Here is a 19,897-nt window from a genome sequence, read left to right on the forward strand (position 1 = left end):
CCGGGGCAGTATGTTCCCAAATCAGGAACGGTTGGAACCCAACCCACTTAGAGGGCGTTATCGCGCGTAGCTCGCCCCAATTTGGTTCTCAATCAGCTTGGCCCAATTCAGTTGAGCCATCGAAAAGCTGCACGCGTGGTGGATCGTAAGCACCAAGTCTTGGATCGCCTGATCCTCTTCGAGTGACCGAACCTTTAAGCCAATCTCCCTGCAGCGCTCCGCATGGATGTGGCGAGCATGCTCACGATTGTCGTCGCGACTTGAAAGACAATCCACAACGTGCGCAGCTTTCCCTGCGGCATCGTCGTCGCCTTCGAACATGAACTGTTGAAGCCATTTTTGAACGATCTCCTTCGAGAGCGCAATCGCGTGCTCGCAGCTACTGAGAAACGTTGGATGGTACTTTCCGATGATCGTCTGCCACATCAGAGCAGCGCCAGGATCCTTCGAGTCTTTCACGGCCCGATCGAATTCGGATATGACGTCGTAGGCTGGAAGGCCATTTACTTGGGGATCTATGGGACCCAGATTCGACTGATGACCCATGAGGACTTCGCGTGATGCACACGCGATCATGGTGCCTGCCGACATTGCCATCTGCGGAACGATTACACGAATGTCGCCGTTAAACAGCTTCAACAGATAGTCAACGATCGACTCGGCAGCAGTCACTTGCCCGCCGGGCGTATGCAGAATCAGATCCAGACCGGTCTTGTGGCCGACCTTGTGTGCGGCCTGCATAAAACCCGCTTTGTCATCGTCGTTGATGACATGTGCCGGCACAAGTGCGGGCGCCGAAAGCCAGCCGGAGTAGTACGCGATCGTCGTGCGACCCGTTTTGTCACTAAGGCTCTTAAGATATTTTTGCCGGACCGTCTTCAGTGGGTCCGCATTGCCCTGCTGTTGTAGAGCAAAAATTTCCGTCTGAACTTCAACCCAAGACGGCATCAGCGCCTAACGAATACCGACGCCTGCGAGAACATCTGAACGCCGTAGCCGTTCACCTGCTCAATGAATTCAGCTGGACGCTGAGTTTGCTGCGACGGTACTTGAAAATGCACTCGATAAAGCTCCTCGCGACGGGACGGCTGTGGGGCACCCGCATTCTGCGGTGTCGCGCTCATCGCAGGCGTGGACTCATTCGGAGACCGAAACGAGTTCATGGCCACTCCTAAAGTTACTTCTATCCACAATCGGACGCTTAATTCTCAGAGGCTTGACGCCCTCCTGTCTATAGGAATGAGCTGTGACTAACCAATTTTGTAGAAAAAATGCGAAAAAATGTGCAAACGCCCCAGAACCCGAATAGGGCGCTGGGGCGCATGGAATATGGTGGCCTGGGGCGGAATCGAACCACCGACACGCGGATTTTCAATCCGCTGCTCTACCAACTGAGCTACCGGGCCTTGGTGTGCAGCCTTAAATTATACAGCGCTTCTGCGCCCTCTCGAAAGATCGACGCCAAGTTGTTTGAGCTTGCGATAAAGATGGGTGCGTTCCAGGCCGGTTTTCTCGGCGACGCGGGTCATGGAGCCGTTCTCCATGGCGAGGTGGAACTCGAAGTAGGCCTTCTCGAAACCGTCGCGCGCATCGCGCAGCGGGCGGTCAAGGTCGAAGCTCTGGGTCGACTGCGGGCCTGCATCGGGCACAGGCACTGAAGCCAGCGAGGCAAGCAGCAGGCTGTCGCCAGTGGTGGTGATGGCCGCTGCCGGGTTGACGCCGGTGGCCGGCGGCACAACGCCTGCAGCCGCACGACGGGCGCTTTCGCGGGCAAGGCCCTGCTCCACGGCCTTGAGCAGCTTTTGCAGGGTGATGGGTTTTTCGAGGAACGCGAAGGCGCCGATGCGGGTTGCGTCGACGGCGGTGTCGATGGTGGCGTGGCCGCTCATCATGATGACGGGCATGCTCAGGAGGCCGGCGGTAGACCATTCCTTGAGCAGCGTGACGCCGTCGGTGTCGGGCATCCAGATGTCGAGCAGCACGAGGTCGGGCCGTGCACGTTGCCGGGCTGCGCGTGCTTCGGCGGCGTTTTCCGCGAGCTCCACGTTGTGGCCTTCGTCATTGAGAATTTCGAAGAGCAGGTCCCTAATGCCCAGCTCGTCATCGACCACGAGAATGTTTGCCATGAGTGCTGCTTGTTGTATGCGCCGGTATCTGCAATGGTGTGTATGGTCCGCCAGCCGATCCATCGACTGAGCGCAATGGATTTCTTTCGCGCTCAGGCGGCGGAAGACTTCGAATCTTCGGTGTGAGCGACCGCTGTTTGCGACTCGCCTGCCAGCGCGAATGATAGCGAGACTTGCGCCCCCGCTACAGCCCCATCGACAACGCGGTTGGAAAGCTCGATTCGGGCGCCGTGCTCGTCTGCGATCTTCTTGACGACGGCCAGCCCCAAACCAGTACCTTTTGTTTTCGTGGTGACGTAGGGCTCGAAGGCGCGCTTGAGGATGTTCTCGGCAAAGCCGGGGCCGCTGTCTTGCACGGTAAGGCGCACGCGCTGGCCCGAGTCGCCCAGGCGGGTGCGAATGACGACCTCGCCCGCCCTGCCGGTGGTGCTGGCGGCGGCCTCGGCGGCGTCTTGCGCGTTTTGCAGCAGGTTGTGAATGACCTGGCGGATCTGCTGCGCATCGCCGCGGATGGGCGGGCAGCGCTCGTCCAGCTCGGAGCGCAGCGCAATGGGCGAGTTCTCGGCGCTGTAGAGCTGGAGCACGTCGGTCAGCAGCGCGTTGAGGTCGACGGGCTTGAGGTCGGCCGCGGGCAGGCGGGCGTAGTCGCGGAATTCATTGACCAGCCGCTTCATTGCGTCGACCTGGTCGACGATGGTCTTGACCGACTTGACGAGCACAGCCTGCTCGGGCGGCGCAACCTTGCCGGAGAGCTTCATCTCGAGGCGTTCGGCAGAAAGCTGGATGGGCGTGAGCGGGTTCTTGATTTCGTGCGCCAGGCGGCGTGCGACCTCGCCCCAGGCTTGTGCACGCTGGGCCGAAACAATTTCGGAGATGTCGTCGAACACCAGCAGCCGCGCGGCGCCGGGCAGTTCGGCCCCGCGGGCGACGATGTTGATGGCGCTGCCCTGCTGCGGCAGGTCGTTGCCGGTGGCATGCAGCTCGAAGGCATGCTGCCAGTGGTCGAGCCCGTGCTGGAGTCGCTCGACCTGGAATTCGTCAAACTGCTGTTGCACGCTGTTGCCAAAATCGGCAAGGCCGGGCACCTGTGCGAGCGGCTGGCCTTCGTAGGCGGCCAGCGGCGCGCGCAGCACGCGGGTGGCGCCGGGGTTGGTGGAAAGAATGGTGCCCTTGGCGTCGAGCACGATCACGCCCGAGGTCAGGTTGTCCAGAATGGTCTGCAGGTTGGCACGGGCGGCGTCGAGCTGGCCCATGGTTTTTTCGACGGCGCCGCGGGCATCGGCCAGCTGCTGGGTCATGACGGCAAAGGAACGGGTGAGGCCGCCAAGCTCGTCCTTGCCTTGCAGCACGGCGGTCGGCCGCAGGTCGCCGGCGGCCACCTGGCGAACGCCCTCCGCCAGCACGAGCAGGGGCCGCGCCAATTGGTTGCCGAACAGCACAGCAAGCAGCACGGCGCCGAACACGGCCAGGAACAGGCTGAGCGTGAGGGTGCCGATGTACATGCGGCGCAGGCCTTCGCGGGCCAGGGCGCGCTCCTGGTATTCGCGGTTGGCCTCTTGAACGGCAAGGGCATTGGCCACGACGGCGGGCGGCAGCGGCTGGGTCACCTGCAGAAAGCGCGGCGCGGTGTCGAAGTCGAAGCCGGGGCGCTGCACCATGGCAATGGCGCGCACGGTGGCGGGGGGAAGGCTGGCGCCCGGCGGCGCGGTTTCGTCGAGGCCTTCGATGTGGGCAATGGCGCGGTCCGCGCGCACCTGCCGCAGTTGCTGGATGGTCGGCCGCTCGGGGTTCAGCTGAAAGCGCGAGGTGCCGGCGCCTGCAATGAGCTGCCCGGTGCCCGTCCAGAGCACCACGTCGCTGGCCTGGAGCTGGTCGCGAATACGCTCAAGGGCGAGGCCCGCACTCGCATCGGGCACCTGCGCGAGCTGGGCGCTGGCGGCGCGGGTCTTGGCGGCCAGGTCGTCCGAAAGCGAATCGAGCGTGGCACGGCCCAGGTTGAGGCCGGCATCGAGCGCGCCCTCTACCTTGACGTCGAACCAGCTTTCGATCGAACGCGCGACAAACTGATAGGACACCACATAGACGAGCGCGCCGGGCACCACGCCCACCAACGCAAAAATGGCGGCCAGCTTGATGAGCAGGCGGCTGCCGAACTTGCCTTGCCGCAGCCGGCGCAGCAACCGAAAAGCAACCCAGCCGATGACCAGCACCAGCAGCACGGCCACCACCACGTTGATGCCGAAGAGCCGCACGTAATAGCGTTCGTACAGCGCGCGGTTGTTGGTGGCTTGCGCCAGCAGGAACATCAGCACCAGGCCAATGGCGGTGACCAGCGCGGCGCCCACGCCCACGGCCCAACGCACCGCGCGCGAGCGGCGGGCGGCGGGTGTGGCCGCTGCGCCGCTGCGCGGTTTGGTGCTCACCGCTGCTTCTCCAGCGGCAGCTTGGCGCTGCGCTCGACAACAATGTTCCAGTCGGCTTGCCCGACCACGCCAATCTGGAACGGGCGCGGCAGCTGCGAGGTGTCGAGCCTAAAGCGGAACACGACCTGGTGCTGCGCCTCGTCGCCAATGTCGGCGGCGTCGCCAAGCCGCAGCCGGCCCACCCGCTTGACGGCATCCATTGCGTCGGCAAGGCTGTCGAAGTTCTGGTTCAACGAAACGCCAAAGCCTGCGGTGCCGGTAATGGGCACCGGCGACACGTTGAGCCGCCAGCGGCGCGTGAGGGGTTGGTAGGCAAGCCGCATGTGGCGCGTGACCTGGGCGACCTTGCGGTCGGTCCAGTACCAGCGCTCCTGGAAAACCTCGGCCTCGGCCACGAAGTAGATTGCAATGCCCTTGTCGAGCACTTCCTCGACCAGCGACGGCAACTCGAACTGCACCGCCGCGGTGAGATATACGCCATCGTCGGCCTGCTCAAGGCGCATCTGGGTGACCGAGGGGCCGTTGCGCCCTTGTGCAGCCGCGGCCATGGGCAGCGAGCCCAGCAACATCATCATGGCCAGCAGCAGTGCGGCAAAAAGCGCCGAGCCGCGCCGGCCCCAGTGTCTAGCGGGCGCGTTTTTCAAGCAGGGCGTAGAAGAAGCCGTCGTGATCACCTGAGGGATTGTCCGGGACGGCGCGGGCATTCGCCCCGCTTTGAGGGAGCAAATGGCCCGGCGACGCCTTCAATCGGGCGTTGGTGTTGTGCGCAAGAAACGCATCGATTTGTTGCGAGCCCTCTTCGCGGAACACCGAACAGGTGCAATAGAGCAGGCGGCCGCCGGGCCGGACCAAGGGCCAGAGCGCCGCCAGCAGCGCCGCCTGCTGCACCGCGAGCTGGGCCGTGTCGCTCTCGCGGCGCAGCCAGCGCACGTCGGGGTGGCGCCGCACAATGCCCGAGGCCGTGCAGGGCGCATCGAGCAAGATGGCGTCGAAGGGCATGCCGTCCCACCATGCGGACGGACGTGCGGCATCGGCCACTACTACTTTAGCGGTCAGTCCGAGCCGGCTCAGGGTTTCGTCGATGCGGCGGCTGCGAACCGGGTCGACCTCGAGCGCCGTCACGTCGATGGCGCCGGGGGCGGCCAGCTCGAGCAGATGGGCGGTCTTGCCGCCCGGAGCGGCGCAGGCGTCGAGCACCCGCAGAGGTGCGGTGCCGCCTTCGGAAAGCAGGCCTTCGAGCAGCAGCGGCGCGGCCATTTGCGCGGCGGCATCCTGAACCGAGCAATCGCCGTCTGCAAAGCCGGGCAGTTGCTGCACGGGCCGTGCACGTGCCAATTGCAAGCCGGAAGCTCCCACGCGAATGGACTCCAGCCCGATTGCTTCGAGCGCAAGCTGATAGGCAGGAACGGTGGTCTTTTGAACATTGACGCGCAGCGTCATGGGCGCGTGTGCGTTGTCGGCGGCAAGCACGCGCTGCCAGTCGCGCGGATGATCGCGCTTGAGCCGCTCGATCCACCAGCGCGGATGGTTCCACTGCGCGACGGGTTCATGGTCGGTCGCGGCCACGAGCTCGTCGCGCTCACGCAGGAAGCGGCGCAGGCAGGCGTTGATGAAGCTGGCCTGCGCACGCGTGGCGGGGTTGCGCTTGGCGGCCTCCACGGCCTGGTCGACCAGGGTAAAGGGTTCGTACGGCGCGTGCTGCGCGTCCCACGCCAGGGCCAGTGCGGTGCACAGCAGTGCATCGGGCAACGGCGGCGGCGTGCGCTTGGCAAGATGGCGGCGCAGGGCTTCGGCGCGGCCGAGCCAGCGCAGCACCTGGAAGCCAAGTGCCTGCACGCCGGGGCGCATGGCGGGCTCAACGGATTCGAATGCGGCGGTGCCCGAGCTGCCGGCGCGAATCGACGCGAGCGCCACCGCAGTCAATTGCAGTTGGCGCCACAGCGGGGGTTGCAGATGCGGGGCGGTGCCGCCTGCGTGGTCGGAAGATAGTTCTGGCAAGTTGGGGCGATGGTAACGGGCTGGCGTGACGCACAGCGCCGCACAGGATTAAGAAAAAGATACTGCCTTGGACGCCGGACTCAGAGCAAGGGCGCGGCCGGACGCAAACGCACCAACCATGCCACCAGCAGCGCCGGAAACTGGACGATGGCGGCGTTGTACTGGCTGACAGCCACGTTGAACTGGCTGCGCGCAATTTCCGCCGAGGCCGAGGGTTCGGGCCATGCCATGGGTTCGAATGCGCCGGGCAAGGCGGCATCGGCACCTGCGCCGGTCGCCGACGAAAGCAGCGGCGCGGGGCGCGAGAGCGTGCCGTCCGCATCGAAGACTGTGACGGCATCCGGATGCTGCCGCTGCCAGGCGTTGATCAGCACCTGCAGCGCCGTTGCCAGTGCGGCCATGGCACCCGGGTCGAGCGGACGCAGCCGGGTTGCGCCGAGCACCGAGGCAAGCTGGGTGGTGGCCGCCTGCAATGGAGCCACCGCCGACGAATGCAGGTTGGCAGGGGGCGCATCGTTCTGCGGCAGGGTAGCCGTGATGCTGGCCTGGACGAAATCGAGCTGCTTTCGCAATGCGGCGTCGAGGGTGGCGTAGGCCTGGAGCACGGCGGCGCGCAGGCGCACCAGACGGTTGTATGCGCCCACAAACCAGAACAACAGCACCGCGGCAACGATCCAGCCGGCCAGCGAATCGGGCAAAGCGCTCATCGACAAAAACGCCTCATGGAAAGAGAAAGAGAAAGCTGAAAGAAAAACGCCCCCCAACCGGAATCGGTCGGGGGGCGTCGGATACCGGTCATGACCGGTGATGCTAGCCGCTTATTCGGACGCGGCGCCTTCGCTGGCGTCGGCCGTGCTGTCGACATCGCTGGTCGAACCGGCCAGCTCTGCGGCTTCCGATTCGGCGATGGCGCGGCGCTCGGCCTCGTCCATCTGGTCCTTGACCTTGCGCGCCTGGTGGTAAGCCATGCCGGTGCCCGCGGGAATCAGGCGACCGACGATGACGTTTTCCTTCAGGCCGCGCAGTTCGTCGCGCTTGCCCATGATCGCGGCTTCGGTCAGCACGCGCGTCGTTTCCTGGAACGAAGCGGCAGAGATGAACGAGTCGGTCGAGAGCGATGCCTTCGTGATACCCAGCAGCAGGTTGGTGAACGTCGCGGGGATCTTGCCTTCGGCGCGCAGGGCGTCGTTGGTGTTGAGCATTTCGCTGCGTTCGACCTGTTCGCCCGAGATGTAGCTCGTGTCGCCGATGTTGTCGACCACGACGCGGCGCAGCATCTGGCGAACGATCACCTCGATGTGCTTGTCGTTGATCTTCACACCTTGCAAGCGGTACACGTCCTGCACTTCGTCCACGATGTAGCGCGCGAGTTCTTCCGAACCCAGCAGGCGCAGGATGTCCTGCGGGTCTGCCGGACCGTCGACCACGCTTTCGCCCTTGTTCACCACCTGGCCTTCGTGCACCAGGATGTTCTTTTCCTTCGGCACGAGGTCTTCCCAGACCGTGCCTTCGGGATCGGTGATCTGCAGGCGGATCTTGCCCTTGGTCTCCTTGCCGAACGACACGGTACCGGTCATTTCGGCCAGCATGCCCTTGTCCTTCGGCGAGCGGGCTTCGAAGAGCTCGGCAACACGCGGCAGACCGCCGGTAATGTCGCGCGTCTTCTGGCCTTCGACCGGAATGCGCGCCAGCACTTCGCCGGGGCCCACGTCCTGGCCGTCACGCACCTGCACCAGGGCGCCGATCGGGAAGCCGATCGTCACCGAGTGGTCGGTACCCGGGATCTTCACTTCGGCGCCGGAGGCGTCGATGAGCTTCACCTGCGGGCGAACGACCTTGGCAGCGCCGCGGCGCTTGGGGTCGATCACGACCAGAGTCGACAGACCGGTCACTTCGTCCACCTGCTTCGCAACCGTGAGGCCTTCCTCGACGTTTTCGAACTGCGTCTTGCCGGCGAACTCGGTAATGATCGGGCGCGTCAGCGGATCCCAGTTGGCAAGCACGTGGCCGGCCTTGATCTGCTGGTCGGCCTTGACGGCCAGGGTCGCGCCGTACGGCACCTTGTGGCGCTCGCGCTCGCGGCCGTGTTCGTCATGAATGACGATCTCGCCCGAACGTGCAATCACCACCAGCTCGTTCTTGCTGTTGGTCACGTAGCGCATCGTGGCATTGAAGCCGATCGTGCCGTTGGACTTGGCTTCGACGCTCGAGGCCACTGCCGCACGCGACGCCGCACCACCGATGTGGAACGTACGCATCGTGAGCTGCGTGCCGGGTTCGCCGATCGACTGCGCCGCGATCACACCGACGGCTTCGCCGATGTTGATCAGGCCGCCGCGGCCCAGGTCGCGGCCGTAGCAGGTCGCGCAAATGCCGAAGCGGGTTTCGCAGGTCAGCGCGGTGCGAACCTTGACTTCGTCGACACCCTCGGCTTCGAGGAGTTCGATGTTGTCTTCGTCGAACATCTCGCCGGCCTTGAGCAGCACCGAACGGTTTTCCGGGTGCAGCACGTCGTCCGCAGCCGAGCGGCCGAGGATACGGTCGCGCAGCGATTCGATGACTTCACCGCCTTCGACGATGGCGCGCATCAGGTAGCCGCCGTGCGTGCCGCAGTCCTGCTCGGTCACGACCAGGTCTTGCGTCACGTCGACCAGACGACGGGTCAGGTAACCCGAGTTCGCGGTCTTCAGTGCCGTGTCGGCCAGACCCTTACGGGCACCGTGGGTGGAGATGAAGTACTCCAGCACGTTCAGGCCTTCGCGGAAGTTCGCGGTAATGGGCGTCTCGATGATCGAGCCGTCCGGCTTGGCCATCAGGCCACGCATGCCGGCCACCTGGCGAATCTGCGCTGCGGAACCGCGGGCGCCGGAGTCGGCCATCATGTAGATGGAGTTGAAGGACTCCTGCTCCACTTCCTTGCCGTGGCGGTCGATGACCTTCTGCTTGGACAGCTTGGACATCATGACCTTGGACACTTCGTCGCCGGCCTTGCCCCAGATGTCCACCACCTTGTTGTAGCGCTCGCCGGAGGTCACCAGACCCGAGACGTACTGCTGCTCGATCTCTTTCACTTCCTTGGCGGAACGCTCGATGATGCCGTGCTTTTCAGCAGGCACCAGCATGTCGTCGATCGCGATCGAGATACCGGCCTTGGTTGCCAGGCGGAAGCCGTTTTGCAGCAGCTTGTCGGCAAACACGACGGTCTCTTTCAGGCCGCACTTGCGGAACGAGACGTTGATGAGCTTGGAGATTTCCTTCTTCTTCAGCGCCTTGTTGATGTTCGAGAACGGCAGGCCCTTCGGCAGGATCTCGGACAGCAGCGCACGGCCCACGGTGGTGTCCACCAGCGACGTGGAAGGAGTGAATTCACCCGTTTCCTTGTCCTTGGTGTACTCCGTGATGCGCACGGCAACCTTGGCGGTCAGCTCGACCTCGTTGGCGTCGAGCGCGCGCTGCACTTCACCGATGTCGGAGAAGATCAGGCCCTCGCCCTTGCCGTTGATGCGGTCACGGGTCGTGTAGTACAGACCCAGCACCACGTCCTGCGAAGGAACGATCGACGGTTCGCCCGAAGCCGGGAACAGCACGTTGTTGGAGGCCAGCATCAGCGTGCGGGCTTCCATTTGCGCTTCCACCGACAGCGGCACGTGAACGGCCATCTGGTCGCCGTCGAAGTCGGCGTTGAACGCCGCGCAAACCAGCGGGTGCAGCTGGATGGCCTTGCCTTCGATCAGGATCGGCTCGAACGCCTGGATGCCCAAACGGTGCAGCGTAGGCGCACGGTTCAGCATGACCGGATGTTCCTTGATCACTTCTTCCAGGATGTCCCAGACCACCGGCGTGCCGGATTCGACTTCCTTCTTGGCAGCCTTGATCGTGGTCGCGATGCCCATGGCTTCGAGGCGCGAGAAGATGAAAGGCTTGAACAGCTCGAGCGCCATCAGCTTGGGCAGGCCGCACTGGTGCAGCTTGAGCGTCGGGCCCACCACGATGACCGAACGGCCCGAGTAGTCGACGCGCTTGCCCAGCAGGTTCTGGCGGAAGCGGCCGCTCTTGCCCTTGATCATGTCGGCCAGCGACTTGAGGGCGCGCTTGTTGGCGCCCGTCATGGCCTTGCCGCGGCGGCCGTTGTCCAGCAGCGAGTCGACAGCTTCTTGCAGCATCCGCTTTTCGTTGCGCGCGATGATTTCCGGAGCCTTGAGCTCCAGCAGGCGGCGCAGGCGCGAGTTGCGGTTGATGACGCGGCGATACAGGTCGTTCAGGTCGGAGGTCGCAAAGCGGCCGCCGTCCAGCGGCACCAGCGGACGCAGGTCCGGCGGCAGCACGGGCAGCACGTCGAGCACCATCCACTCGGGCTTGATGCCCGACTTGCGGAAGGCCTCGAGCACCTTCAGGCGCTTGGAGTTCTTCTTGACCTTGACTTCGGAGCCGGTCAGGTCGCCGCGCAGGCGTTCGATCTCGCTGTCGAGTTCGATGCCTTCGAGCAGGTCCTTGATGCCTTCGGCGCCCATCTTGGCAACGAACTCGTCGCCGTATTCCTTGCGCTTGGCGTCATAGTCGTCCTCGGACATGATGCCGAACTTCTTCAGCGGGGTCATGCCGGGGTCGGTGATCACGTAGGCTTCGAAGTACAGCACGCGTTCGATGTCGCGCAGGGTCATGTCGAGCACGAGGCCCAGGCGCGACGGCAGCGACTTCAGGAACCAGATGTGCGCGCACGGTGCGGCCAGGTCGATGTGACCCATGCGCTCGCGGCGAACCTTGGTCTGCGTGACTTCAACGCCGCACTTCTCGCAGATTACGCCGCGGTGCTTCAGGCGCTTGTACTTGCCGCACAGGCACTCGTAGTCCTTGATGGGGCCGAAGATCTTGGCGCAGAAGAGACCGTCGCGCTCGGGCTTGAACGTGCGGTAGTTGATCGTCTCTGGCTTCTTCACCTCGCCGAAAGACCACGAACGGATCTTCTCGGGCGAAGCCATGCCGATCTTGATGGCATCGAAATGCTCATCGGGTGTGAACTGCTTGAACAGGTCGAGTAGCGATTTCATGTGACTCTTTCCTCTTCTGATTACGAACGCTCGAGCTCGATGTCGAGACCCAGCGAACGGATTTCCTTGACCAGCACGTTGAACGATTCCGGCATGCCGGCTTCGATCGTGTGTTCGCCCTTGACGATGCTTTCGTACACCTTGGTACGGCCTTGCACGTCGTCGGACTTCACGGTCAGCATTTCCTGCAGGACGTAGGCGGCGCCGTAAGCTTCCAGCGCCCACACTTCCATTTCACCGAAACGCTGGCCGCCGAATTGCGCCTTGCCGCCCAGCGGTTGCTGCGTGACGAGCGAGTACGGGCCGGTCGAACGGGCGTGCATCTTGTCGTCGACCAGGTGATGCAGCTTCAGGAAGTGCATGTAGCCGACGGTGACGGGACGCTCGAACTGGTCGCCGGTGCGGCCGTCGAACAGGTACGCCTGGGTACGGGTGTCGGTCAGGCCCTTGAGCTTGGCGATGTCGTCCGGGTAGGCGAGCTTCAGCATGCCGCGGATTTCTTCTTCCGAGGCGCCGTCGAACACCGGCGTTGCAAAGGTTGCGCCGCTCTGCAGGTTGGCTGCCATTTCGAGCACGTCGGTGTCGCTCAGCTTGCTGAGGTCTTCCTTGCGGCCTGAGCCGTTGTACAGCTGCTCCATGAACTTGCGCAGCTCGGCCACCTTGGCCTCTTGCTGCAGCAGGTCGCCGATGCGCTGGCCAATGCCCTTGCCGGCCCAGCCCAGGTGCACTTCGAGCACCTGGCCCACGTTCATCCGCGAGGGCACGCCCAGCGGGTTCAGGCAGATGTCGCACGGCGTGCCGTCGGCCATGTGGGGCATGTCTTCGACCGGAACGATCTTCGACACCACACCCTTGTTGCCGTGGCGGCCGGCCATCTTGTCGCCGGGTTGCAGGCGGCGCTTGACGGCCAGGTAGACCTTGACCATCTTGAGCACGCCCGCGGGCAGCTCGTCGCCCTGCGTGAGCTTCTTGCGCTTTTCTTCGAACGCGAGGTCGAAGCTGTGGCGCGTTTGCTCCAGCGAGTTCTTGATCGACTCGAGTTGCGTTGCCACTTCGTCGTCCGCCGGGCGGATGTCGAACCAGTGGAACTTCTCGACCGACGACAGGTAGGCCTTGTCGAGCTTGGTGCCCTTGGCCAGCTTGTTCGGGCCGCCGTTGGCGACCTTGCCGGTCAGGAGCTTCTCGATACGGTCGAACGCGTCGGCTTCGACGATGCGAAGCTGGTCGTTCAGGTCGAGGCGGAAGCGCTTGAGCTCGTCGTCGATGATCTGCTGGGCGCGCTTGTCGCGCGTGATGCCTTCGCGGGTGAACACCTGCACGTCGATCACAGTGCCTTGCGAGCCCTGGTCCACGCGCAGCGAGGTGTCCTTCACGTCGGAGGCCTTCTCGCCGAAGATGGCGCGAAGCAGCTTTTCTTCAGGCGTGAGCGTGGTCTCGCCCTTCGGCGTGACCTTGCCCACCAGCGTGTCGCCCGGCTGCACTTCGGCGCCGACATAAATAATGCCGGATTCGTCGAGGCGGTTGAGCTGCTGCTCGGCCAGGTTCGGAATGTCGCGCGTGATTTCTTCGGCACCCAGCTTGGTGTCGCGAGCCATCACCACCAGTTCCTCGATGTGGATCGAGGTGTAGCGGTCTTCCGCGACGACGCGTTCCGAGATCAGGATCGAGTCTTCGAAGTTGTAGCCGTTCCAGGGCATGAACGCGATCAGCATGTTCTGGCCGAGAGCCAGTTCGCCGAGGTCGGTCGATGCGCCGTCGGCCACCACGTCGCCCTTGGCGATCTTGTCGCCGCGCTTGACGATCGGACGCTGGTGGATGTTGGTGTTCTGGTTCGAACGCTGATACTTGATCAGGTTGTAGATGTCCACACCGACTTCACCTGCAGCCGCTTCGGCGTCGTTCACGCGCACCACGATGCGGGTCGCGTCGACGTAATCGACGATACCGCCACGGGTGGCCGTGACAACGGTGCCCGAGTCGACCGCGGAAACGCGCTCGATACCGGTACCGACGATCGGCTTTTCAGGACGCAGCACAGGCACGGCCTGGCGCTGCATGTTGGCGCCCATCAGTGCGCGGTTCGCGTCGTCGTGCTCGAGGAACGGCACGAGCGAGGCGGCCACCGACACGATCTGCGCAGGCGACACGTCCATGTACTGGACGCGCTCCGCACCGACCAGGATCGATTCGCCGGCTTCACGCGCGGAGACCAGGTCGCCGATCAGCTTGCCGTCCTTGTCCAGCACCGCATTGGCCTGGGCGATGACGTACTTGCCTTCTTCGATGGCCGACAGGTAGTCGATGTCCATCGTGACCTTGCTGTCGACCACACGGCGATACGGCGTCTCGATGAAGCCGTATTCGTTCAGGCGGGCGTAGAGGGCCAGCGAGTTGATCAGGCCGATGTTCGGGCCTTCAGGCGTTTCGATCGGGCACACGCGGCCGTAATGGGTCACGTGCACGTCGCGCACTTCGAAGCCTGCACGTTCGCGCGTCAGACCGCCCGGGCCAAGAGCCGACACGCGGCGCTTGTGGGTGATTTCGGACAGCGGGTTCGTCTGGTCCATGAACTGCGACAGCTGCGAGGCGCCGAAGAATTCCTTCAGCGCGGCCGAGATCGGCTTGCTGTTGATCAGGTCGTGCGGCATCAGCGGCTCTTGTTCCGCTTGACCCAGACGCTCCTTCACAGCCTTCTCGATACGGGCCAGGCCGGTGCGGTACTGGTTTTCGGCCAGTTCGCCGACGCAACGCACGCGGCGGTTGCCCAGGTGGTCGATGTCGTCCACTTCGCCATTGCCGTTGCGCAGGTCAACGAGGATCTTGACCACGGCCAGGATGTCTTCGTTGGTCAGCACCATCGGGCCGGTCGATTCGTCGCGGCCGACCTTGGCGTTGAACTTCATGCGGCCGACGCGCGACAGGTCGTACGTGTCCGGGTTGTAGAACAGGCGCTGGAACAGGGCCTGCACGGCGTCTTCCGTCGGCGGCTCGCCGGGGCGCATCATGCGGTAGATGGCCACGCGGGCGGCAAACTCGTCCACCGTCTCGTCGATGCGCAGGGTTTGCGAGATGTACGCGCCCTGGTCGAGTTCGTTGGTGTAGATCACCTGGATGTCTTGCACGCCGGCCGTGCGCAGCTTCTTCAGCAGCGCTTCGGTCAGTTCGTCGTTGGCCTTGGCCAGGATTTCTCCGGAGTCGGCGTCGACGATGTTGCGCGCGATGACGCGGCCGACCAGGAAGTCTTCCGGCACGCTGATGTGCGTGGTGCCCGACTGCTCGAGTTCACGCGTGTGGCGCGCGGTCACGCGCTTGTCCTTGGCGACGACGACCTTGCCCGACTTGTCGGTAATGTCGAAGCGCGCGACTTCGCCGCGCAGGCGCTCGGGAACGAATTCCATCTGCGCACCGCTGTCCATCAGGCGGAAGTTGTCGTTCACGAAGAAGTTCGCGAGGATCGATTCCGGGTTCAGGCCGATGGCCTTCAGCAGGATCGTCACGGGCATCTTGCGGCGACGGTCGACGCGGAAGTACAGCATGTCCTTCGGGTCGAACTCGAAGTCGAGCCACGAGCCGCGGTAAGGAATGACGCGGGCCGAGAACAGCAGCTTGCCCGAGCTGTGCGTCTTGCCCTTGTCGTGTTCGAAGAACACGCCGGGCGAACGATGCAGCTGCGAGACGATCACGCGCTCGGTGCCGTTGATGATGAACGAACCCTTTTCGGTCATGAGCGGCACTTCGCCCATGTAGACCTCTTGTTCCTTCACTTCCTTGACCACCTTCGACTGCGACGTCGACGACTCGCGGTCATAGATGATGAGCTGCACCTTGGCGCGCACGGCCGAGGCGAAAGTCAGGCCGCGGGTCTGGCATTCGCGCACGTCGAAAGCCGGCTTCGCGAGGTTGTACTCGAGGAACTTCATCTCGACAAAACCATTGTGCGAGACGATCGGGAAGGCTGCATCGAACGCGGCCTGCAGGCCTTCGACGGTGCGTTGTTTGGGCGGAATGCCGGCTTGCAGGAACGCGGTGTACGCGTCTTTCTGCATCTGCAGCAGGTAGGGGATTTCGACGACGCTGTCGCGGTTACCGAAACTTTTTCGGATGCGCTTGCGTTCGGTGTAACTGTACGCGGACGATTGGGCCATGAGAGCTCCGGAGCTTGAGATCTTCAGCGACTTGTCAGCAATGCCGAGGCACTACTGCTTGGCGGCTGGCCACTACCAGCCGTTGGCGGACAGCGATGCGTTGCACATCGCCCGAACCAAGGGGTCTTCTGCAGTCGGGGTCAGAAGACACTCAAAAATCGCGTCGGGACGTCGATTTTTGGGTGCGCTCTGAAAGCGGCAAAGGCTGGAGGGCCTTTTTCAGGCACCTCCAGCCCTCTAGGGGGTCTGAATTACTTCAGTTCCACCTTGGCGCCGGCTTCTTCCAGCTTCTTCTTGGCGGCTTCAGCGTCAGCCTTCGACAGGCCTTCCTTGACAGCCTTGGGAGCGGCTTCCACCAGGTCCTTGGCTTCCTTGAGGCCCAGGCCGGTGATTTCGCGCACAGCCTTAATGGCCGAAACCTTGTTCGCGCCTGCATCCATCAGCATGACGTTGAACTCGGTCTGCTCTTCGGCAGCAGCGGCGGTAGCACCACCACCAGCGCCGGCGGGGGCAGCCATTGCAGCGGCGCTCACGCCGAACTTCTCTTCGATGGCTTTCACCAGGTCGTTGAGTTCCAGGACCGTCATGCTGTCGAGCGCGGTCAGAAATGCGTCTTTATCGAATGCCATTTTTGTTTCCTAACAATTGGGTTGAATATTTCAAACGCAAGGCTCAAGCGGCCTGCGCTTCTGCCGGTGCATCGGCGGGTGCAGCTTCGCCACCACCGCGCTTCTCGGCCAGCGCCGCGAGCACGCGGGCGGTACGAGAGATCGGGGATTGCATCAAGCCCAGCAATTGCGACAACAGCACTTCCTTGGAAGGGATGTTGGCCAGTTGCTTCACGCCCTCGACGTCCAGGACCTTGCCGCCAAACGCGCCGCCGCGAATCACCAACTTGTCGTTGGTCTTCGCGAAGTCGGCCACCACCTTGGCGGCGGCCACTGCGTCTTCGGAAAAGCCGTAGATCAGCGGACCGGTCATCTGGTCACCGACGACTTCGAATGCGCTACCAGCAACAGCACGGCGTGCCAGCGTGTTCTTCAACACGCTGAGAGTCACACCCTTGCTGCGAGCTTCGGTGCGCAGTTTGGTCATATCGGCAACCGTGATGCCACGGTATTCCGCCATCACGAGCGTTTGAGCTTTAGCGGCGAGGCTGGTCACATCACTGATGACCGCTTCTTTCTCACTGCGATTCAGACTCAAGGTCTACTCCTTTTAATGCGACCTTCGGCCGGGGCCTCGGATCGCGCTTCATGCAGCGACCAACTGTTTCGGAACAAAAAACAAATTCCTTGCAGTGGGGTCGCCATCTGCGCTGGATACCGGAAGGATCGATCCGGCGATTAAGTGCAGCGCCCTGCACACCAGCGGTCTTGGATGGCTCGCGGCAACCGAAGCCGCCGCGACCCACCACATCCGCCCTCCCCCTTGCGGGATCAGGCAAATCCACGCCTCGCATCAGCGAGGCTTCACACTTCTTAGCTCGCCGAGATGGTTTGCGTGTCCACGCGGACACCCAGACCCATGGTCGACGAAACAGCCACCTTGCGCAGGTACACGCCCTTGCTGGTCGCCGGCTTGGCCTTGACCAGAGCGTCGATCAGTGCGGCGAGGTTGCCTTGCAGCTTGTCGGTATCGAACGAACGGCGGCCGATCGTGCCGTGCACGATGCCGGCCTTGTCGACGCGGAACTGAACCTGGCCAGCCTTGGCGTTCTTCACGGCCGTGGCGACGTCCGGGGTCACGGTGCCAACCTTGGGGTTAGGCATCAGGCCGCGGGGGCCGAGGATCTGGCCGAGCGTACCGACCACGCGCATGGCGTCAGGTGCGGCAATCACGACGTCGAAAGGCATGTCGCCAGCCTTGACCATTGCAGCGAGGTCGTCCATGCCGACGATGTCGGCGCCGGCGGCCTTGGCTTCGTCAGCCTTGGCGCCTTGGGCGAACACAGCCACGCGCTTGGTCTTGCCGGTGCCGTTGGGCAGCACGACGGCGCCACGCACGACCTGGTCAGACTTCTTCGCGTCGATGCCGAGCTGCACGGCCACGTCGATCGATTCGTCGAACTTGGCGGTGGCGGCTTCCTTCACGAGGCCGATGGCGTCAGCCAGCGGGTACAGCTTGTTGCTGTCGACCTTGCCTGCGAGGGCTTTTTGCTTCTTGGTGATCTTGGACATTTACACGCCCTCCACATTCACGCCCATCGAACGGGCAGTACCGGCGATGGTGCGAACCGCGGCGTCCATATCGGCGGCCGTCAGGTCCTTCATCTTGGTCTTGGCGATTTCTTCGAGCTGAGCGCGCGTGATCTTGCCGACCTTGTCGGTATGCGGGCGAGCCGAACCCTTGTCCAGCTTGATCGCCTTCTTGATCAGCACGCCAGCCGGCGGCGACTTGATGATGAAGGTGAAGCTCTTGTCGGCGAACGCGGTGATGACCACCGGCAGTGCCAGACCCGGCTCGTAGCTCTGCGTTTGCGCATTGAACGCCTTGCAGAACTCCATGATGTTCAAACCACGCTGGCCCAGTGCGGGACCGATGGGTGGTGATGGGTTGGCCTTACCAGCTGGCACTTGCAGCTTGACGAAGCCGACGATTTTTTTCGCCATGTTTTGCTCCTTGCGGGTGATGTCGCCTTGGCTCTCGCCGCAGCTCCCCGGGGTTAAACGACTCTTCGATCAAGGCCGCGCGCCGAGTCGGACAACGCGCAGCCGAAAATGGTTCCGGTCCGAAGACCGGGGAACTCAGGTCTTCTCGACCTGGCCGAATTCGAGCTCCACAGGCGTCGCGCGGCCGAAAATCATGACCGACACGCTGACCTTGCTCTTTTCGTAGTTCACGTCTTCAACAGTGCCGTTGAAGTCGGTGAACGGGCCTTCCTTGACGCGCACGAACTCACCCACGGTGAACTCGACCTTGTGGCGCGGCTTTTCGGTGCCCTGCTGCATCTGGCTGACGATGTCCTCGACCTCTTTTTGCGAGATCGGGGCGGGACGGTTCTTGGCGCCGCCCACGAAACCGGTCACCTTGTTGGTGTGCTTCACCAGGTGCCAGCTCTCGTCGTCCATGATCATTTCGACCAGCACGTAGCCGGGGAAGAAACGGCGCTCGGTCGTGCGCTTCTGGCCGTTCTTGATTTCGACCACTTCTTCGGTCGGAACCAGGATGCGGCCGAACTTGTCTTGCATGCCGGCGCGGTTGATGCGCTCGGTGATGTTGCGTTCGACGGCCTTTTCCATGCCCGAATAGGCATGCACCACGTACCAACGCAAATCAGGGTTGGCGGCGGGGGCCAGCACGGAGGTGTTTTCCTCTTCCGGGCTGCTCGGCGTGGTTTCAACAGCGTCGTCAGTCATTTATTTTCTCCAGCCCAGAATGAGGTCGAAAAACACCCATTCGAGCGTCTTGTCGGTGAGCCAGAGGAAAACGGACATGATTGCCACGAAGGCAAACACGTAAGCCGTCATCTGCATTGCTTCTTTGCGGGCCGGCCAAACGACCTTCTTGACCTCGCGCCATGAGTCGCGGCCAAAAGCCAACAACTGGCGGCCATTCTCCGAACTGCCGAACGCGCCCACAGCCGCGGCCAGGCCAACCAGCAGCGCAGCCCATTGCACCAGCGAGCCTTGGCGCGCGAGCAGATAGAACGCCACGATAGCGCCCACTGCCAGCAATACCGACACAGCCAATTTGGCCTTGTCGGCACCCGTGCTCACGGTTTCGATTTGAGAAGTGGCCATGTTTGGCTGATTTCCTGCGGCCTTCCGGCCTTCAATTCAATGCGCCTCTTGAGACGCCGAAGCCCATCGGGTCACGATGGGCTTTTTTAGCCTCCCATCGGGTCAACGATGAGCTTTTTTTAGCCTCCCATCGGGTCAACGATGGGCTTTTCGGGGTGCCACCTAAGTGGCAGGGGCAGTAGGAATCGAACCTACAACCTTCGGTTTTGGAGACCGACGCTCTGCCAATTGAGCTATACCCCTCCGGTACTCTTTACGCTTGGCTTAGATGTCGAGGATCTTTGCCACGACGCCCGAACCCACGGTGCGGCCGCCTTCACGGATGGCGAAGCGCAGGCCTTCTTCCATCGCGATCGGGTTGATCAGCTTCACGGTGATGCTGACGTTGTCGCCAGGCATGACCATTTCCTTGTC

14 protein-coding genes, 2 tRNA genes and 1 pseudogene are annotated in these 19,897 nt (G+C 63.0%); all 17 read right to left on the minus strand.

The window, feature by feature from the left end:
- Window positions 1–57 precede the first annotated feature (57 nt).
- Window positions 58–948, minus strand: a complete 891-nt coding sequence (locus tag J2X67_RS26835; RefSeq protein ID WP_309958018.1) for an SDH family Clp fold serine proteinase — start codon at window positions 946–948, stop codon at window positions 58–60.
- A 382-nt stretch (window positions 949–1,330) separates the two neighbouring features.
- Window positions 1,331–1,406 (minus strand) — tRNA-Phe (locus tag J2X67_RS26840).
- A gap of 18 nt (window positions 1,407–1,424) precedes the next feature.
- Entirely contained in the window at window positions 1,425–2,126 is a 702-nt protein-coding gene (locus J2X67_RS26845) for a response regulator (RefSeq protein WP_157611832.1), read from the minus strand.
- Between the two features lie 92 nt (window positions 2,127–2,218).
- Window positions 2,219–4,549 carry an ATP-binding protein gene (locus J2X67_RS26850; RefSeq protein WP_309958019.1) on the minus strand — a complete coding sequence of 777 codons (2,331 nt, stop codon included), beginning with the start codon at window positions 4,547–4,549 and terminating at the stop codon, window positions 2,219–2,221.
- Complete coding sequence (locus J2X67_RS26855; RefSeq protein WP_309958028.1) at window positions 4,546–5,124, minus strand: DUF4390 domain-containing protein; 579 nt, start codon at window positions 5,122–5,124, stop codon at window positions 4,546–4,548. Before J2X67_RS26855 ends, J2X67_RS26850 begins: the two co-directional genes overlap by 4 nt.
- 49 nt (window positions 5,125–5,173) lie before the next feature.
- Window positions 5,174–6,502 (minus strand): 16S rRNA (cytosine(967)-C(5))-methyltransferase RsmB, encoded by a 1,329-nt coding sequence (rsmB, locus tag J2X67_RS26860; RefSeq protein ID WP_309958029.1) that lies wholly within the window; start codon window positions 6,500–6,502, stop codon window positions 5,174–5,176.
- A 125-nt stretch (window positions 6,503–6,627) separates the two neighbouring features.
- Window positions 6,628–7,254, minus strand: coding sequence for a lema family protein (locus J2X67_RS26865; RefSeq protein ID WP_309958020.1), 627 nt, complete (start codon window positions 7,252–7,254; stop codon window positions 6,628–6,630).
- A 111-nt stretch (window positions 7,255–7,365) separates the two neighbouring features.
- Window positions 7,366–11,595 (minus strand): DNA-directed RNA polymerase subunit beta', encoded by a 4,230-nt coding sequence (gene rpoC / locus J2X67_RS26870; RefSeq protein ID WP_258503827.1) that lies wholly within the window; start codon window positions 11,593–11,595, stop codon window positions 7,366–7,368.
- A gap of 20 nt (window positions 11,596–11,615) precedes the next feature.
- The gene (rpoB, locus tag J2X67_RS26875) at window positions 11,616–15,740 is read right to left on the minus strand and encodes a DNA-directed RNA polymerase subunit beta (protein WP_309958022.1); all 4,125 of its coding nucleotides are present in this window, start codon (window positions 15,738–15,740) and stop codon (window positions 11,616–11,618) included.
- A gap of 251 nt (window positions 15,741–15,991) precedes the next feature.
- The gene (gene rplL / locus J2X67_RS26880) at window positions 15,992–16,369 is read right to left on the minus strand and encodes a 50S ribosomal protein L7/L12 (protein ID WP_258503826.1); all 378 of its coding nucleotides are present in this window, start codon (window positions 16,367–16,369) and stop codon (window positions 15,992–15,994) included.
- A gap of 43 nt (window positions 16,370–16,412) precedes the next feature.
- Window positions 16,413–16,946 (minus strand): 50S ribosomal protein L10, encoded by a 534-nt coding sequence (rplJ, locus tag J2X67_RS26885; protein ID WP_126749936.1) that lies wholly within the window; start codon window positions 16,944–16,946, stop codon window positions 16,413–16,415.
- A gap of 275 nt (window positions 16,947–17,221) precedes the next feature.
- Window positions 17,222–17,920 carry a 50S ribosomal protein L1 gene (gene rplA, locus J2X67_RS26890; RefSeq protein ID WP_126749935.1) on the minus strand — a complete coding sequence of 233 codons (699 nt, stop codon included), beginning with the start codon at window positions 17,918–17,920 and terminating at the stop codon, window positions 17,222–17,224.
- Complete coding sequence (gene rplK, locus J2X67_RS26895; protein ID WP_028258525.1) at window positions 17,921–18,352, minus strand: 50S ribosomal protein L11; 432 nt, start codon at window positions 18,350–18,352, stop codon at window positions 17,921–17,923.
- Window positions 18,353–18,487: 135 nt separating this feature from the next.
- Entirely contained in the window at window positions 18,488–19,099 is a 612-nt protein-coding gene (nusG, locus tag J2X67_RS26900; protein ID WP_126749934.1) for a transcription termination/antitermination protein NusG, read from the minus strand.
- Window positions 19,100–19,483, minus strand: a complete 384-nt coding sequence (gene secE, locus J2X67_RS26905) for a preprotein translocase subunit SecE (RefSeq protein ID WP_309958025.1) — start codon at window positions 19,481–19,483, stop codon at window positions 19,100–19,102.
- Window positions 19,484–19,650: 167 nt separating this feature from the next.
- Window positions 19,651–19,726 (minus strand) — tRNA-Trp (locus J2X67_RS26910).
- 21 nt (window positions 19,727–19,747) lie between these two features.
- A pseudogene (gene tuf, locus J2X67_RS26915) lies at window positions 19,748–19,897 on the minus strand (elongation factor Tu); the annotation flags it as partial.

Source organism: Variovorax sp. 3319, assembly GCF_031456585.1.
GTDB lineage: Bacteria > Pseudomonadota > Gammaproteobacteria > Burkholderiales > Burkholderiaceae_C > Variovorax > Variovorax paradoxus_P.

Bases quoted from the DNA above. Each gene is read 5' to 3' on its own strand.
- J2X67_RS26835 (WP_309958018.1), bottom strand. From the start codon at position 948: ATGCCGTCTTGGGTTGAAGTTCAGACGGAAATTTTTGCTCTACAACAG.
- rpoB (WP_309958022.1), bottom strand. From the start codon at position 15,740: ATGGCCCAATCGTCCGCGTACAGTTACACCGAACGCAAGCGCATCCGA.
- secE (WP_309958025.1), bottom strand. From the start codon at position 19,483: ATGGCCACTTCTCAAATCGAAACCGTGAGCACGGGTGCCGACAAGGCC.
- rpoC (WP_258503827.1), bottom strand. From the start codon at position 11,595: ATGAAATCGCTACTCGACCTGTTCAAGCAGTTCACACCCGATGAGCAT.
- rplK (WP_028258525.1), bottom strand. From the start codon at position 18,352: ATGGCGAAAAAAATCGTCGGCTTCGTCAAGCTGCAAGTGCCAGCTGGT.
- J2X67_RS26845 (WP_157611832.1), bottom strand. From the start codon at position 2,126: ATGGCAAACATTCTCGTGGTCGATGACGAGCTGGGCATTAGGGACCTG.
- rplA (WP_126749935.1), bottom strand. From the start codon at position 17,920: ATGTCCAAGATCACCAAGAAGCAAAAAGCCCTCGCAGGCAAGGTCGAC.
- rplL (WP_258503826.1), bottom strand. From the start codon at position 16,369: ATGGCATTCGATAAAGACGCATTTCTGACCGCGCTCGACAGCATGACG.
- J2X67_RS26855 (WP_309958028.1), bottom strand. From the start codon at position 5,124: ATGATGATGTTGCTGGGCTCGCTGCCCATGGCCGCGGCTGCACAAGGG.
- nusG (WP_126749934.1), bottom strand. From the start codon at position 19,099: ATGACTGACGACGCTGTTGAAACCACGCCGAGCAGCCCGGAAGAGGAA.
- J2X67_RS26865 (WP_309958020.1), bottom strand. From the start codon at position 7,254: ATGAGCGCTTTGCCCGATTCGCTGGCCGGCTGGATCGTTGCCGCGGTG.